Genomic DNA, 15779 nt, shown 5'->3' with positions numbered 1-15779 from the left:
TCGCCTGCCGGTTTTATTAGCATGATCTTGTCCGAAAACCGGTTTCCACTTTTCGGGATCATGCTCCAACAAACAACATGAAACAGCCCGTAATGCCTTCCACAAGGTGAAAGACCGGACCGATCCATTCCGCGTTGCCTCCAAGGGTGTCTACGCGGATGGCGGTGCTATAGAACAAAGGGGCTTTTCATGCAACCCGTTCCACAGCTTCTGTGGGCTTTTGTCTTAACGGGTGGCATTGGTCGCGTCAAAAATGTTAAGCGGATGGCCGATCGACCGCCTTTGTATTGCGAGTCGCTATTTCATTTATGAAACAAAGGAAACGAGATGCAGGTCGGTATCGACATGGGTTCTGTTGCTGGAAGCGGTTCTGCCTCGGCAGCGGCGCTTGGTGGTGGCAAGCAGGCCATGCTTGATCTTGAAGAGCTTCTCGCAACCCGCCTTCTCGTGCAGGGCAATTCAGGGTCCGGCAAGTCGCATCTTCTGCGCCGTCTGCTTGAGCAGAGCGCACAATGGGTGCAGCAATGCATCATCGATCCGGAAGGCGATTTCGTAACGCTTGCTGATCTTCATGGCCACGTGGTTGTCGATGCTGCGCGTTCGGAAGCAGAACTCACGCGTATTGCAAGCCGCATTCGCCAGCATCGCGTTTCTGTGGTGCTGAACCTTGAAGGTCTGGACGTCGAGCAGCAGATGCGTGCCGCCGCAGCTTTCCTTGGCGGTCTGTTCGATGCCGAGCGCGATTACTGGTATCCGATGCTGGTGGTGGTTGACGAGGCTCAGCTCTTTGCGCCCGCTGCTGCAGGTGAAGTGTCAGACGAAGCGCGCAAGCTCTCGCTTGGCGCTATGACAAACTTGATGTGCCGTGGCCGTAAGCGCGGCCTTGCGGGTGTGATCGCCACGCAGCGTCTTGCAAAGCTTGCGAAGAATGTTGCTGCTGAAGCGTCGAACTTCCTGATGGGCCGTACTTTCCTTGATATTGATATGGCGCGTGCGTCTGATCTCCTCGGGATGGAACGCAAGCAGGCGGAACAGTTCCGCGATCTGCAGCGCGGTCATTTCATTGCCCTTGGACCTGCTTTGTCGCGTCGCCCCTTGCCGATTAAAATTGGCAAAGTCGAAACCTCTGCGCGCTCGTCGTCGCCAAAGCTCATGCCATTGCCTGACGCACCGCAAGATGCGCGCGATCTGATTTTCACGCCTGCGCCGCAGGAAATCCGCACGGTTGTGCGTCGCACGCCGCCGCCGCCTCCGGCACCATCAACGGCTGAAATTCTCGCACAGGTGGCAAAGCCAAAGCCGGAAGCGGAACCTGTCGAAGCGCCATTGTTCCCCGGAATAATCGAGGCGGAGCGCGATAGCCTGCTTGAAAAGGTGATGCGCGAGATCGTTGATGATCCTGAGGCGTCCTTCCGTTCAGTTGCGGTGCTTTATCAGGACTTTCTGGTGCGCTGTCGCATTCATCGCGTTCCGGGTGAACCGCTGGCTTTGCCTGCGTTCCGCCGTCGCCTTGCCGTTGCGCAAGCAAGCATTGAGAGCGATGTGGCAACCGGCGAGACATGGCAGAAGGCGCTGGCACTTTCTGAAAGCCTCACAGATGATGTTCAGGGCGTGTTTCTGATTGTCGCACAGGCGGCGGTGACAGGGGCGACTTGCCCTTCGGATGCGGCACTCGCGCGTGCTTATGGTACGCATTCCTTGAGCCGTGCCCGACGCTTGCTGACCTATTTTGAGGAACGTGGATTGTTGGTAGTGCGCAATGACTTCAAAGGCTTGCGTATCGTCAATTTCCCTGATCTTCAATGCGAGACCGCACCGGGCGATCCAAACGCGCCGGATGATCAGGCGGATGAAGCGACGGCTGCGGAATAAAGCGCTTCTGTGCAAACTGTCATGAAACTGTAATGATCCTCGGCAACTGCTGGGAGGATTTTACAGAGAGCAAGAATGACAACACAGCCGCAGCCTGATTTCAGAGAGTTATTTATCACTTTTGGCAAAGTCGGGCTTTTGTCGTTCGGCGGACCGGCTGCGCAAATTGCTATGCTGCAGCGGGTTCTGGTCGATGAAAAGCGCTGGATGGATCAGGAGCGACTGATTCATGCGCTGAACTTCTGCATGTTATTGCCCGGGCCGGAAGCTATGCAGCTTGCGACCTATGCGGGTTGGACGGTGAAAGGCTGGCGTGGCGGGTTGCTGGCCGGGCTGTTGTTTGTTCTGCCGGGTGCTGTGGTTATGCTGGCTTTGTCAGCACTGTATGTTGCCTTCGGCCATGTCGACATTGTTGCGGGACTTTTGTTCGGCCTCAAAGCGGCGGTGCTGGCCATTGTGTTTGAAGCGCTTTACCGGATGTCAAAGCGCACACTGGCTTCCGGCTTTTCTTATGCGGTGGCAATTGCCGCTTTCATTGCAATCGCCTTTTTAAAACTGTCATTTCCGATTGTCGTGGTGCTGGCAGCGCTTGCGGGTGGATTGCGTCATTGGCTGCGAGGTGGAGCAGCGAGCATTAGTGTCGCGCAAGCTGTGCCCAATGCGTTTCGCGAGTTTTCGCTGCAAACCCTGATCTGGGGCGGGCTGTGGCTGGTGCCACTCATTGCGCTTTATATGGTCTTTGGCAGTACCCATGTGTTCACCGCAGAAGCCGCATTTTTCTCAAAGCTGGCTGCTGTGACCTTTGGCGGTGCCTATGCAGCGCTTTCCTATACCGCGCAGCAAGCGGTGGATCACTTTGGCTGGATGCAACCCGGCGAGATGCTGACTGGGTTGGGACTGGCTGAAACGACGCCGGGGCCATTGATCCTCGTGCTTGTTTTTGTCGGCTTTGTGGGTGCAGCCAATCTGTCCGGTCTGCCGCCGCTTGTCGGGGGCTTGTTCGGAGGGCTGATTGCGCTCTGGTTTACTTTTGTGCCGTGCTTTCTCTGGATACTTGCGGGAGCGCCGTTTGTGGAGCGCTTGCGGCAACTACGCTGGCTGTCTGCCATGCTTGGCGGGATCACTGCTGCGGTTGTTGGTGTGATTGCCAATCTGGCGCTTTGGTTTTCACTGCATGTGCTGTTTGGCAAAGTGGTCGATCATCAGATCGGCGTTTTCAGTCTGCCGCTGCCAGATGTCAGCACAATAGACAATGCCGCCGTCCTGATCGCAGGCGCGGCGGCATTATTGCTTATCGTCTTGAAGCTCAACATGCCGCTGGTGCTATTGCTTGCGGCATGTCTTGGTATTCTGATTAGATTAATCGAACAGGCTTGAAACCGACTCTTCAGCCGCGGTGCGTGCAATCGCTTCGCCGATCAGACCGGAAATCGGCAGGACGCGGATATTATGCGCGTCGTTGATCGCTGTTGTTGGCTGGATAGAGTCAGTGATGACCAGCTCTTTCAGCTTTGACGAAGCGATACGGGCAACAGCGCCACCCGACAAAACACCGTGCGTGATGTATGCAGTAACGCTCTTTGCGCCCTTGGCAAGCAGAGCTTCTGCCGCATTGCAGAGCGTGCCGCCGGAATCAACTATGTCGTCGAACAGCAGGCAATCTTTGCCGGTTACGTCACCAATAACGTTCATGACTTCCGATTCACCCGGACGTTCACGACGCTTATCAACGATTGCGAGCTGTGCATCGATGCGCTTTGCGAGCGAACGGGCACGAACCACACCGCCAACGTCTGGCGAAACAACCATGCAATTGCCGGTGGCGTAATTGGCTTTCACATCGCGCGCGATGACCGGAACCGCATAGAGGTTATCGGTTGGAATGTCGAAGAAGCCCTGAATCTGACCTGCGTGCAGATCAAGCGTCAAAACGCGGTTTGCACCGGCTTCGGTGATGAGGTTGGCAACCAGCTTTGCCGAGATTGGCGTGCGTGGTCCGGGCTTACGATCCTGACGGGCATAGCCGAAGTAAGGCAGAACGGCAGTGATGCGGCGTGCCGATGAACGACGGAAGGCGTCGATCATGATCAGCAGTTCCATCAGATTGTCGTTTGCTGGATAGGAGGTCGATTGCAAAACGAATACGTCTTCGCCGCGCACGTTTTCCTGAATCTCTACGAAGATTTCCTGATCAGCGAAGCGGCGCACAGTGGCCTTGCCAAGCGGAATGTCGAGATGTTTAGCAACGGATTCAGCAAGAACCCGGTTGGAATTGCCTGCGAAAAGTTTCATTCTTTTTGCCTCTGAAGCCGGAGCAGTTTCGTTCTGTCGCAAAAAGTCCGTGAAACGGACGTGATCTCTGATTTCAAGCGAAACGGAAACAGGTCCAGCTTCGCTTTGTCATCCTTTAAAAACTTTAAAGCCGCGTACTCTTTCACAAAGTGTCAAGTGCCGCAGCTTTCAAGGTTTTCTCGAATGAGCGGCCTATTGCAAAGAGTCACCGTCATTGCAAGTCCTGTGAGGTCACAATTGCGGTAAAAAGCCTTCTCGAAGTGCTTTCCCACAGGCGGGCACCGTTGATTCAGCAAAAGATTTCAGTCTTTTGCCAGATAACTGATTTTTCATGCGCGATTTGCCGCAAGCCAGCTCGAATATTCCTGCATGGTCTTATCGGCGATGGATTGCATGGCAGAAGGGGGCACAACGCTCCATGAGTCTGCCGCTGCGCCCGGCACTTTTTCCTGTCCCTGAATACGATGCAGACGATTACCAGAGGCATCCATAACATCCCAGACATAGAGAATAGTGGTCTGGTTGTCTTCGGAGAGAACCGAGAAATAGCCCTTCATAACATAGGCAGCATCCGCCCCGCCATTGCCTGCAAGCTCAACACCTTTGGCGCGCGCATCGTCATTGATGCGGTGGGTGAGGGGCGTCACGACATTGACCGGCGCGCCGATGATCGGCGCTATGTAAAGCTTGCCCGGCTTGAGAGACGCGGTGCGTGCCGGTGTTGTGGCGGGGGTTGTTGTTTGAGTTGGCGTCGTTGCTGCTGGCTGGGCAGGTGTTGGCGTCGTTGTATTTTGGGTGGTTTGTGCGGGTTGCTGATTGGAGCCCTGCACATTCAATGCGGATTCCGTGCTGTTGCACGCGGTTAGCAGTCCTGTCAGTAACAGCAATATTGAAAGATGAGCCTTGTTCATGTTCAGCTTCATTCTCCAGTAAGCGCAGACCACTCCTGCACTGTGAACGGAGTTTATCGCTCATCCCGGCTCACTTGACAATCATCTCTAGGGAATGACGGGCATATCCAGCGAATGCCGTGAAAGTGGCAGTGCCGCACCATTTGTGGTGAGATAAGTCTGGCCCAAAGTCATGGCGGTTTGTGTGTCTGAATCCATGATGATCATATGGGCAAACAGTGTCATATCCGGCTGGATGCTTTCAGGATTGCCGGAATAGAACATTTGCGGGTCCATCCAAGATGGCGCAAAACGAGCACCCACAGAATAGCCGCAGGCGTTTAGCCGATGGCGGGTGAGGCCGTGCGCTTCCATGATGCGAGAATGCGCGTCAAACACATCGCCAAAGGTGGAGGCCGGTGTCATGGCTTGTTCGACGGCTTCCAGCGCTTCGCGTGCTGCATTGTAGAGTTGATGATGTTCTGGTTTCGGCTCGCCGATAATGACGGTGCGCATCATGGGTGCATGGTAGTGGCGAAACACGCCAGACCATTCGAGCGTCAGCTGGTCGTTGGCGGAGAGTGTCCGGCGACCGGATTTATAGCGGCACAGAAGGGCGTCGGCACCGGAGCCGATGATATATTCATTGGCAGGATAGTCGCCATCACCTGCAAAATTGGCGCTCATCATGGCGGCTAGAATGTCAGCTTCGCTGGCGCCGGCTTTGGTGAGTTTTAAGGCTGCATCCAGTGCATCATCGCTGAGTTCCGCTGCGCGTTTGGTGAGGGTGATTTCAGCCGGGCTTTTCAGCAGACGCAGCCTGTCCACCATGCCAGACGCATCGTAGAGTTTAGCGAAGCTCTGCAATTGTTCATCGAGCTTGCGGGCATTAGCTCCTGTCAGGCCATGTGTCTGATATTCAATACCGATACGTGTGCCCAGCAGGTCAAGCTCTGTGAGAATATTGCGTAAGTCGATTGCCGGGTTTGCGTTGTCGCGATCCGTCCAGACCACGATATTCTCGATGTTCGATGTGTGACGCGCTTGTCTCAGATCGGCAGAGCGCGTCATCAAAACGGTAGACCCATCGGCCTTGACCACGAGACATTGGAAAAAACAGAAGCCGAATGTGTCGTAGCCTGTGAGCCAATACATGCTCTCCTGCGCAAACAGCAGGATTGCATCCAGTTTTTCTTCCTCCATCTTCAGGATCAAGCGGTCGCGACGTGCGGCGAATTCTTCCGGCTCGAAGTGAAGGGCCATGCGGTTCTCCTTAATCTTCTACAATGGCGATTGCCGCAATCTGGCGACCGTAATCCGGCTCAGAGCGATGCGTTGTGCGCCGGTAGGAATAAAACTGGTCTTCATTGGCATAGGTGCACTGACGCAGCGCATCAGCTTTCACGCCTGCGGCAGTCAGGCGGTCGGTGATGAAGGTCCAGAGATCGAAAAGCTTGTGGTCTTCCTTATCGGAAGGCTGAAAATACTTGGCAAAAGATGCGTCTTTGCTGGTAAATTCTGCATAGAATTCCGGTCCGACTTCATAATTGTCAGGTCCGATTGTCGGTCCAAGCACAGCGATAATGTTTTCGCGCTTTGCGCCAAGTTCAATCATAGCGTCAATGGTGTTTTCGAGAACGCCGGTGAAAGCGCCGCGCCAACCGGCATGAGCAGAACCGATAACACCTGCTTCATGATCTGCAAACAAAACCGGGCCGCAATCTGCCGACAAAGCACCAAGTGCAATGCCCGGAATATTGGTCACCATCGCATCAGCCTTCGGGCGCGGCGTGCTTAACGGCTCGGTTACATAAACCACATCAGGCGAGTGGACCTGATGCACTGTCATTAGGTGATCGGATGCAACGCCAAGCGTTTCAGCAACGCGTCGGCGATTCTCGGTGACCAGTTCCGGCACGTCATTGGAACCGCTGCCGACATTCAAACCTGCATAGATGCCGCCAGATACTCCGCCCTTGCGTGTGAAAAAACCATGCGCAATGCGCTTGCCGTTTGTTCCGGCAGGGCCATCCAGCAGAGGGGAGCGAAGCGGTTGCGGCTTATCGGTCATGGATTTTCTCTTTTCAAAACGGCTGGATGGTGGGGGAGGCTGGTTTGCTTGTCAATCGCAGCTTTTTGACGGTTGCCTTTGTTAGGCCTTATCGAATGGAAAGATGGTTGTCTTTGGGTCGCTAATGGCCAGCACTTTGAACAGCGTTCCCATCTGATCGGGTGATGCCAATCGTTCGACATCTTCGCGAATTTTATGTTGGAAGGTTTCGTCGCGTCCTGCGCCCAAACGACCGGCGCGGTCGATGAGGCCCATGGCGAGCAGAAAATCGCCTTGGGTCATGGTTGCGGTTTTGCAGCCGCAATGGCGCGCGGTTTTTTCCAGCATGTCAAAATCGACATGGCTGGTTAGGTCTGCCTCTCCGGGGTGGGCAAATACATCATCATAGGCATGTTTCAGCATGGCTTGCAGCGTGTCGCCAAAGCCTGATTGTAGGTGGCCGTAATCGATGGAGAGTGCTGCACCAAGCGTCGCGGTAATGCGTTGCGCGATTTCCTGCATTAATGCGGTTCGGGCTGGCGCTGCTTCAAAAATGGCGCCTTCGGGTACTGTCTGATGTTTTGTGGGCAGGAGTGCCGCATCAATGCCTGCAGCGCCGCTGACAAACTGAAACTCGTCTTGTTCATCAAGCGCGATCAATCGTTCCACAAAGCGGCCATTGGCTTTCACGAATTGCCTGAAAGGGATTGCGTCGAACAGTTCGTTGGAAACGAGGATCAGTGGCCCGTTTGGAATATCGGCAAAGCGTTCAAACCATTCGACAGAAGTATTAAGAGGAGCAAGCTTCTCTTTCTGTTTTTCTATTAGACGTGGACTGGTTTCGACCATGGCAACACGAACAGATGCTGCCATTTGTGGCGCAAGCTTTGCAATCGTGCGCAGCATATCGCTCATCAATGTGCCACGACCGGGACCGATTTCGCAAAGCACTGCATCGGTTGGGCGTCCAAGTGCGTCCCATACGCCGACACACCATATGCCAATCAGTTCGCCGAACATCTGGCTTATTTCGGGAGCGGTAATGAAATCACCATCGCGCCCGAAAGGTTCGCGCGTCGTGTAATAGCCAGCCTCGCGATCACCAAGGCACGCGGCCATATAGTCGGCCACGCTGATCGGCCCCGTGGTGCCGATCAGTCGTTTCACCCGCTCTTTAAGCGTTGCCTCAGGCATGTTTTGCTGCGGCTCTGTTGGCGCGCCACATGGCCCAAAGTCCGATGATGACCATTGGCAGCGACAGGATCATGCCCATAGTAAGCCATCCGCCGAATAGATAACCAAGCTGCGCATCGGGTTCGCGGAAGAACTCAACGACAATACGGCTGAGGCCATAGCCCAGAACAAATGTGCCCGCGATAAAGCCCGGCGCTTTCAATTTTTTGCCAACCCATACCAGCAGGAGCAGAACGAAGAATAGAACAAAGCCTTCGAGGAATGCTTCATAGAGCTGGCTTGGATGACGTGGCAGGCCACCGCCATTCGGGAAGCGCACAGCCCATGCCACGTCACTGACGCGGCCCCACAGTTCATCATTGATGAAGTTTGCAACGCGCACAACGCCAAGGCCGACAGGAACGCCAGCGGCAACCGTATCGAACATGCTCCAGACTTTGACGCCGCGTGAGCGTGCAAACCAGATCATCGCAATTGTGGTGCCTAAGATGCCGCCATGGAACGACATGCCACCGTCCCACACAGCTGGAATGGCCAGTGGGTTGGAGAAGTAATAAGCGGGATTGTAGAACAGTACGTAGCCAAGACGTCCACCGATCACCACGCCGAGCGCTGCCCAAATGACAAAGTCATCCAGCGCTTCTGGCTTCATTGGCGGCTGGTTGTTGGCCCACAGGCGATGGTTACGAAGCAGCTTCTTGCCATACCACCATGCGAACATGATGCCGATGACATAGCCCAGCCCATACCAGTGCACGGCAAACGGGCCGATCGAAAAGATTATCGGATCGATATTCGGAAAGGCGAGGCCAGAGGCAGACTGCAAAGTCTCCATAATTCAATAACTCCATTTTCCGGCGGACCATGCGCGACGATATCTGAGTGGTCAAGTCATCACGTTTATACAGCTTCACTTGCATCAGAACCGAGACGGCCCTATTTCAAATTGAGGTTTTCAACAAGACCGTATCGAAATAGGGAATAAAGCTATGACCAGCGGATCGAACCGGGTTCTCGATGAACTCGCAAAGCTTGTGACGGATGCGGCAGGCGCTGCGCAAGGTGTGCGCCGCGAAGTCGAGACTGCTTTGCGCTCGCAGAGCGAACGCGTGCTCAACACGCTTGATGTTGTGCAGCGCGAAGACTTCGAAGCAGTGCGTGAAATGGCGATCAAAGCACGCGCCGAAAACGCCGCTCTGCTTGTCAAAATCGAAGCACTTGAAGCGCGTCTTGCTAAATTTGAAGTTGATTCGACTGCGAAAACGGCAAAAACCTCTGTGGCAGCAGCGAAATCCAAAGATAATTCATAATTTTTTATTAACAGGCTGTAACTGCCAAAAACCCTTGTCTTAGAGTCGCTTAAGGCAGGGGTTCCGACCTGCCCTTCTCATATTTCCACATGCTTTAATGCCTCTTTCGACAAAAGGGGCTGGCGTTCAGATTCAGCATCAATAGACTGAAAACACTACATGATTCGTAATGTGGTCATGTAGGCAGCGGCGAGGGGCTGTAGTTTTAGTTTTCGCGTCTTCAGGCTGCTTTCCAGTATCAGTTGCGTATGTGCGTGTGCCATTGAGGCGTTGCATGTTTTTAAAGCATGTCGATTCCTCGACCGATCAATTCGTGTCTTTTTTCTGCACTTGGTCTTGTGCGGGGCGAGGCGCGGGCGAGCAGTGACTTGCGCGCCGGGAATTTGGAAGTGCCTTTCGAGGCGCTTCGCAGAACAGGAAACGGACATGAGCCTTCTTGAGCTTGAATTTGCACGCGACGCGCATCCGGTGGATGTGATTGAGCATGTTGCGAATTCAAACGACTGGACGTTCGAGCGGACTGGCGACGACGAAATTGCAATTTCGGTAGCGGGTAACTGGACTGACTACCATATCTCGTTCTCCTGGATGGAGGATTTTGAAGCGCTGCATCTGGCCTGTGCCTTTGATATCAAGGTTGCTGAACCTCGCGTCAATGAAGTGATGCGGTTGCTGTCGCTCATCAATGAAAAGCTTCTGATGGGCCATTTTGACCTTTGGCAGCAGGAAGGCGCGATTATGTATCGTCAGTCGCTCCTTCTTGCGGGTGGTGCAGAGCCGACAAGCCGTCAGGTTGAAGTTTTGCTTTCTGCGGCACTGGAAGCATGCGAAACCTATTTTCAGGCGTTTCAGTTTGTCGTCTGGTCTGGTGTAAGTGCGCGTGAATCGCTGGAAAGCGTTCTGTTTGAAACCGTCGGACGTGCATGATGAATTTTGATCCCGGTCGATGAGACCGGGATTTATTTTGGGGGAATGAGATGAGCGGAACTGAAACGATTACCTGGGCCGATTTCGAGCAGGTCGATATTCGCACGGGAACAATCGTTGAAGCGGTGCCATTTCCCGAAGCGCGCAAGCCAGCTTTCAAGCTGAAGATCGATTTTGGTGACAAGATCGGTATTAAGAAGTCGTCTGCGCAAATTACCAAGCACTATCAGCCGGAAGATCTGATCGGTCGGCAAGTCATGGCCGTGGTCAATTTTCCACCGCGCCAGATTGGGCCATTTATGTCCGAAGTGCTGACGCTCGGCTTCCCTGATGAAAATGGCGAGGTCGTTCTCGCTGCAATTGATAAAAAAGTTCAAGACGGCGTCAAATTATTCTGATCTTTTAGGTGCAGTCTCAACGCACTTAACGTCATTGGAATGAACAGATGCAGGGAACGATTGTCGTCGCTATTGGCGGGGCGTTTGGAAGCGTGTTGCGCTATTGGTTTTCGCTGTGGCTGGCACCGATCAGCCGTGATCTGCCTTGGAGCACCATTGTCGTCAACATCATTGGCTCTTTTGCCATCGCGTTTTTCGGCGCAATGACGATTGCTTCCAGCCGCTTTGAATTGCCAGAAATCTGGCGTGTCGCTTTCCTCGTCGGCGTCTGCGGTGGCTTCACCACTTTTTCCTCATTCAGCATGCAAACCGTTGATTTGCTGCGTTCGGGAATGCCCGGACGAGCACTTTTAAACGTCGGCATTTCATTGGCTGCATGTTTTGCAGCAACAGCGCTTGGCTATGTCGTGGCACAGGCACTGAATAAGGTTTAACACTTTTTTGCCGCGCATCTTATCCGAAATAGGCTCCCCAGCTTTTCGGGATGCGCTAGGCCGGAATCCGAATAATCGCTCTCAGGCCACCTTTGGGAGCGTTTTCCAGTTCAATGTCGCCGCCATGACTTCTGGCAATGTCGCGGGCGATAGCGAGGCCAAGCCCGCCTGTACCGCCTGAATCCTGCGTGCGTGCTTCATCAAGGCGCACAAAGGGTTTGAACACGTCTTCGCGTCGGTCTTCGGGGATGCCCGGCCCATCATCATCAACGACGATTTTTAACCAGCCATCATCGTGGGTTACGGAAAGCTCGACATTCTGCGCGTGGCGAAAGGCGTTGGAGACCAGATTGCTGACAAGACGCGAAAACGCGTTGGGACGCACATTGACTTCGCTGTCGCCTTCAATCGAATACTGGAAACCCCGCTCGCGTAACCGCGCTTCATTGGCGAGCTTATCGCAGAGCAGGCGCACGTCATATGTCGCGGCTTCTTCCGATCCTTCACCACGCGCAAAGGCCAGATAGCCTTCGAGCATGGTCTGCATGTCAGCAATATCCTGATTAAGCGGCTCGGTATCAATGGCATTTCCGGTAAGGGCCAATTGCAGCTTAAAGCGAGTCAGAATGGTTCGCAGATCGTGACTGACGCCTGAAAGCATGGCTGTGCGCTGTTCGATCTGGCGCTCAATGCGCGAACGCATCTGAATGAACGCAATACCGGCACGGCGGACTTCTTCCGCGCCATGCGGGCGGAAGCCTTCCGGCATGGGCCGTCCTTTACCAAAGCTCTCCGCTGCTTGTGAAAGCTGCTGGATCGGTTTGATTTGATTACGCAGAAAAGCGATAGAGATAATTAGCAACACAAGAGCGGTGCCGATCATCCATGTCAGGAAGATGCCGGTATTGGATGCGTAGGCCTGACTGCGACGAGCAAAGACGCGTAGCACCTTGTCTTCAAGTTTGATGCGGATTTCAATGAGATCGGAATCGCCGACCGTATCCACCCAGAAGGGGCGGTTGATCTGGCGCGTGATTTCCTCACTCAGGAAGTAATCAAGAATGGCAAAGAAAGGCTTCGGTCCCGGCGGTGGTAGCGGGTCCGGCGGCAGGATGGAGATATTAAGTCCCAGACGTTGCTGCGAAATGCGGATGAGATTGTCGTATCCGGGTTCTTGCGGATAAGTTTCCAGCGTGTCGATGATCGCAGAAATATCGCGCACAACGGCGGTTGAGAGCCGCTCCGTCACCATCTGCCAATGACGTTCCATGAACACATAAGCAATGATCGCCTGAAGCAACACCATCGGTGCGATGATGATGATGAGCGAACGCGCATACAGCCCTTTGGGCATACGGCGCGCAAACCAACGCGATAGGGTTCTCCAGAGGGACGTCATCGTCTCAGAATACTCCAGACGCTTCTGCTAATTTATGTTTTCGGTCACGCTCTGAAATTTGCGACGCTCCGCTCTATTCGATGCTCAGCTTGTAGCCGATACCACGAACGGTTTGCAGCCAAACCGGGTTTGCTGGATCTTGCTCGATCTTACGACGCAGACGGTTAATCTGAACGTCAATGGTACGCTCGCCGACATCACCATCTGTTCCCGTCAGCTCATGACGTGGAATTGTATCACCGGCGCGTTCAGCGAAAATCGCCATGATGTCCTGTTCGCGATCCGTCAGCTTGATTGTCTCGCTGCCCTTCTTCAATTCGCGGCGCGGTATGAAGAAAGTATATGGACCAAAAACGATCTGCTCGATCTTTGGTTGCGCCGGAGCAGCTCCGCGACGCAGAATATTATTGATGCGCAGGATTAACTCGCGCGGATCAAAAGGCTTTGGCAGGTAGTCATCCGCACCTGCGGACAGACCATCAATGCGGCTATCTGTTTCTGACAAAGCCGTCAGCATCAGGATTGGCACGGTCTTTTGTTCACGCAGCGAACGGGTCAGCGATACGCCGGTTTCTCCCGGCATCATCACATCAAGGATCAGCAGATCGAAATCAATGCCTTCGAGCTTGCGGCGCGCTTCAGCGGCGCTGGCTGCCATGGTGACCCGGAAGCCGCTTGTCGTCAGATATTGCGACAGAAGGCTACGAATGCGGGTGTCATCATCGACAACAAGAAGATGAGGCGCGTCGTCTGAAAGGTTCTTTTCTTCTAGAGCCATGGCGTCGTTAGATCCCATCCTGTTCCACGTCTCCCTACGCATAATCGTGTGGGCGTGGCAATAATTTTAGAGTGCGTTTTGATCTGATTGAATCAGATCGGCGCGTCTCAACTCTTTGTTTTAACGCGCATCTTGTCCGAAAACCGTTACACACTTTTCGGGATGCGCTCTAAGCATCTCGTATCAGGTGAACCAGTTTTGGTTTTCCTGACAGAATATGCCGACATGCTACATCTTAACGACAGGAAAGTGGCGCGTCTATGTGAGCGTTTCCACAGCTGCTTCGGCTGCTGCAAAGTCATCAATCTGAACACGCCGTTCAGGATTGACCATGTTGTAAAGAAAGCGCTCAATTACTTTCCGGTCGTCAGGCTGACTTCCCTCCAATGCCCGCGCGATACGGCGCGACTGTGGCAGAGTGATCGAGAGAGCAAGCTGTCGGCCACTTTTCGTTGGATAAAGTTTACGATGACGGCGATCGTCTAGGCCTGTTTCCTGAACGACATGGCCTGTATCAATGAGTTGCTTGAGAACGCGTGACAGACTTTGCTTGGTAATACGCAGCACATCCAGAAGTTCTGCAACCGTCATGCCCGGCTTACGATTGATAAAATACAGCACACGGTGATGGGCGCGGCCAAATCCAATCTTTTCGAGGATCAGGTCCGGATCGGCAGTGAAATCGCGATAAGAGAAGAACAGCAGTTCAATGACGTTGAGATCGTCAGCCTCCCGACACGTCAGAGGATCGCTGATATAGTTCACGTCGTTGGTCGAATTCACATCTAGGCTCCATCCTGTTGCGATAAATATGTCAGCATTGTTGACATAACTCAATCGCCAAGATAATTTTTGGTAAGTGCAGGCCGGTTTTTTTGGAATAAAGTTTGCGCTGGGGCATGTTGGAGGAGAGATAATTACGCGGTTTGCTGTGACATACTGTCCAATAAGGACGGTAATGCATAATAGCGAGCGTTATTTTCCGTAATTACCGGAAATATCTTTGTTTTACATGCTTTGTCTGGCTGATTTCAGCACAATTGTTTGCGCGGAAATCAGTGTACATGATCGTAAAATACCATTGTACTAAAAGAAAAACACGACTTGCTTGCCAGTTAATCGATTTAACTGACTGAATTTGACTAGGGAAAGGCCCATCAGGGCCAAACGGGCTGACAGGAAAACAAAGCCCAACTTTGAGGATGCTAAAATGGCTGCGATTCCATTCGATCAACGCGACGGATTTATCTGGCAGGACGGCGAATTTGTCGCCTGGAAGGATGCAAAGGTGCATGTGCTGACCCATGGTCTGCATTATGCGAGTGCAGTGTTTGAAGGTGAGCGCGCTTATGGCGGCGAGATTTTCAAGCTGACAGAGCACACTGAGCGTCTGCATGAATCGGCTCGAATTCTTGGTTTTGAGATTCCTTACAGTGTTGAAGAAATCGACAATGCCTGCCGTGAACTGCTGAAAAAGCAGGGTTTTGAAGATGCTTATGTGCGCCCGATTGCATGGCGCGGTTCAGAGTCGCTCGGCGTTTCCGCACAGAACAATAGCATTCATCTGGCAATCGCGATCTGGCAGTGGCCAAGCTATTTCTCGCCTGAAGAAAAAATGAAGGGCATTCGCCTCGATATCGCAGAATATTGCCGCCCAGACCCGCGCACAGCGCCTTCGCGCTCCAAGGCTGCTGGTCTTTACATGATCTGCACCATTTCCAAACATGCAGCCGAAGCCAAAGGCTATGCCGATGCGCTTATGCTTGATTGGCGCGGTCAGGTGGCAGAAGCTACGGGTGCCAATGTCTTTTTCGTGAAAGAAGGCGCTTTGCATACGCCGAAGCCTGATTGCTTCCTCGACGGTATTACGCGCCGCACGATCATTGATCTTGCCAAGCGTCGTGGTCTCGAAGTTGTTGAGCGTGTCATCATGCCAGAAGAACTGGCAGATTTCAGCGAATGCTTCCTGTGTGGTACGGCTGCGGAAGTGACGCCGGTTTCAGAGATTGGCAAATATCACTTTACGCCCGGCGAAATTACGAGCTTGCTTATGCAGGACTATGTAAATGAAGTTCAGCCGAAGCGAATAGCGGCAGAATAACATTGTTTTAAACAGAAAAAGCGGCTTTTAGAGCCGCTTTTTTGTTATTTGGATGCTTATTGTTTGACATTGGCAAGTTTCAGTTCAAGATTCTGCCAGTCGGACTCGCGTTATTCCGGCATTTAACTCAGATG

The 15779-nt window shown here is 53.2% G+C and carries 16 protein-coding genes; 7 read left to right on the top strand and 9 right to left on the bottom strand.

The window, feature by feature from the left end; translation table 11 throughout:
• Positions 1 to 327 precede the first annotated feature (327 nt).
• Together ACOZHT_RS13855 and chrA are read left to right on the top strand one after the other, a co-directional pair.
• Positions 328 to 1872, top strand: coding sequence for a helicase HerA domain-containing protein (locus ACOZHT_RS13855; protein ID WP_421565831.1), 1545 nt, complete (start codon positions 328 to 330; stop codon positions 1870 to 1872).
• A gap of 75 nt (positions 1873 to 1947) precedes the next feature.
• Positions 1948 to 3249, top strand: coding sequence for a chromate efflux transporter (gene chrA, locus ACOZHT_RS13850; RefSeq protein WP_339511529.1), 1302 nt, complete (start codon positions 1948 to 1950; stop codon positions 3247 to 3249).
• Here the strand turns inward: chrA and ACOZHT_RS13845 are convergent.
• The 6 genes from ACOZHT_RS13845 to lgt form a co-directional block, all read right to left on the bottom strand.
• On the bottom strand, positions 3232 to 4164 hold the full coding sequence (locus ACOZHT_RS13845) for a ribose-phosphate pyrophosphokinase (RefSeq protein WP_339511531.1): 933 nt from the start codon (positions 4162 to 4164) through the stop codon (positions 3232 to 3234). The genes chrA and ACOZHT_RS13845 overlap by 18 nt on opposite strands.
• A gap of 329 nt (positions 4165 to 4493) precedes the next feature.
• Positions 4494 to 5087 (bottom strand): hypothetical protein, encoded by a 594-nt coding sequence (locus ACOZHT_RS13840; protein WP_339511533.1) that lies wholly within the window; start codon positions 5085 to 5087, stop codon positions 4494 to 4496.
• 75 nt (positions 5088 to 5162) lie between these two features.
• Positions 5163 to 6317, bottom strand: coding sequence for a Xaa-Pro peptidase family protein (locus ACOZHT_RS13835; protein ID WP_339511535.1), 1155 nt, complete (start codon positions 6315 to 6317; stop codon positions 5163 to 5165).
• A gap of 10 nt (positions 6318 to 6327) precedes the next feature.
• Positions 6328 to 7125, bottom strand: a complete 798-nt coding sequence (gene pgeF / locus ACOZHT_RS13830) for a peptidoglycan editing factor PgeF (protein ID WP_421565830.1) — start codon at positions 7123 to 7125, stop codon at positions 6328 to 6330.
• An 81-nt stretch (positions 7126 to 7206) separates the two neighbouring features.
• The gene (locus ACOZHT_RS13825; protein ID WP_339511539.1) at positions 7207 to 8298 is read right to left on the bottom strand and encodes a class I SAM-dependent methyltransferase; all 1092 of its coding nucleotides are present in this window, start codon (positions 8296 to 8298) and stop codon (positions 7207 to 7209) included.
• Positions 8291 to 9136, bottom strand: coding sequence for a prolipoprotein diacylglyceryl transferase (gene lgt, locus ACOZHT_RS13820; RefSeq protein ID WP_339511778.1), 846 nt, complete (start codon positions 9134 to 9136; stop codon positions 8291 to 8293). Before lgt ends, ACOZHT_RS13825 begins: the two co-directional genes overlap by 8 nt.
• 151 nt (positions 9137 to 9287) lie before the next feature.
• On the opposite strand from lgt, the gene ACOZHT_RS13815 reads away from it, so the two are divergent.
• From ACOZHT_RS13815 to crcB, 4 genes are all read left to right on the top strand, one after another.
• Positions 9288 to 9608, top strand: a complete 321-nt coding sequence (locus ACOZHT_RS13815; RefSeq protein ID WP_339511541.1) for an accessory factor UbiK family protein — start codon at positions 9288 to 9290, stop codon at positions 9606 to 9608.
• Positions 9609 to 10034: 426 nt separating this feature from the next.
• Positions 10035 to 10535 (top strand): YbjN domain-containing protein, encoded by a 501-nt coding sequence (locus tag ACOZHT_RS13810; protein ID WP_250038779.1) that lies wholly within the window; start codon positions 10035 to 10037, stop codon positions 10533 to 10535.
• 50 nt (positions 10536 to 10585) lie between these two features.
• Positions 10586 to 10933: a tRNA-binding protein gene (locus ACOZHT_RS13805; RefSeq protein WP_339511544.1), complete on the top strand. Its 348-nt coding sequence runs from the start codon at positions 10586 to 10588 to the stop codon at positions 10931 to 10933.
• 47 nt (positions 10934 to 10980) lie between these two features.
• Complete coding sequence (crcB, locus tag ACOZHT_RS13800; RefSeq protein WP_339511546.1) at positions 10981 to 11367, top strand: fluoride efflux transporter CrcB; 387 nt, start codon at positions 10981 to 10983, stop codon at positions 11365 to 11367.
• A 55-nt stretch (positions 11368 to 11422) separates the two neighbouring features.
• On the opposite strand, the gene ACOZHT_RS13795 is transcribed toward crcB, so the two are convergent.
• The 3 genes from ACOZHT_RS13795 to ACOZHT_RS13785 all read right to left on the bottom strand — a co-directional run bounded on the left by ACOZHT_RS13795 (position 11423) and on the right by ACOZHT_RS13785 (position 14327).
• Entirely contained in the window at positions 11423 to 12766 is a 1344-nt protein-coding gene (locus ACOZHT_RS13795; protein ID WP_339511548.1) for an ATP-binding protein, read from the bottom strand.
• 73 nt (positions 12767 to 12839) lie between these two features.
• Positions 12840 to 13562: a response regulator transcription factor gene (locus tag ACOZHT_RS13790; RefSeq protein ID WP_339511550.1), complete on the bottom strand. Its 723-nt coding sequence runs from the start codon at positions 13560 to 13562 to the stop codon at positions 12840 to 12842.
• 240 nt (positions 13563 to 13802) lie between these two features.
• Positions 13803 to 14327: a MarR family winged helix-turn-helix transcriptional regulator gene (locus ACOZHT_RS13785; RefSeq protein WP_250038784.1), complete on the bottom strand. Its 525-nt coding sequence runs from the start codon at positions 14325 to 14327 to the stop codon at positions 13803 to 13805.
• A 427-nt stretch (positions 14328 to 14754) separates the two neighbouring features.
• Between ACOZHT_RS13785 and ACOZHT_RS13780 the strand changes: the two genes are divergently transcribed.
• Positions 14755 to 15645: a branched-chain amino acid aminotransferase gene (locus ACOZHT_RS13780; protein ID WP_339511552.1), complete on the top strand. Its 891-nt coding sequence runs from the start codon at positions 14755 to 14757 to the stop codon at positions 15643 to 15645.
• Positions 15646 to 15779 lie beyond the last annotated feature (134 nt).

Origin of the sequence: Ochrobactrum sp. EDr1-4 (assembly GCF_049199085.1) — a bacterium.
GTDB lineage: Bacteria > Pseudomonadota > Alphaproteobacteria > Rhizobiales > Rhizobiaceae > Brucella.
Note: the sequence above shows the minus strand (reverse complement) of the source record. Positions and strands in the feature narration are given on the sequence as shown.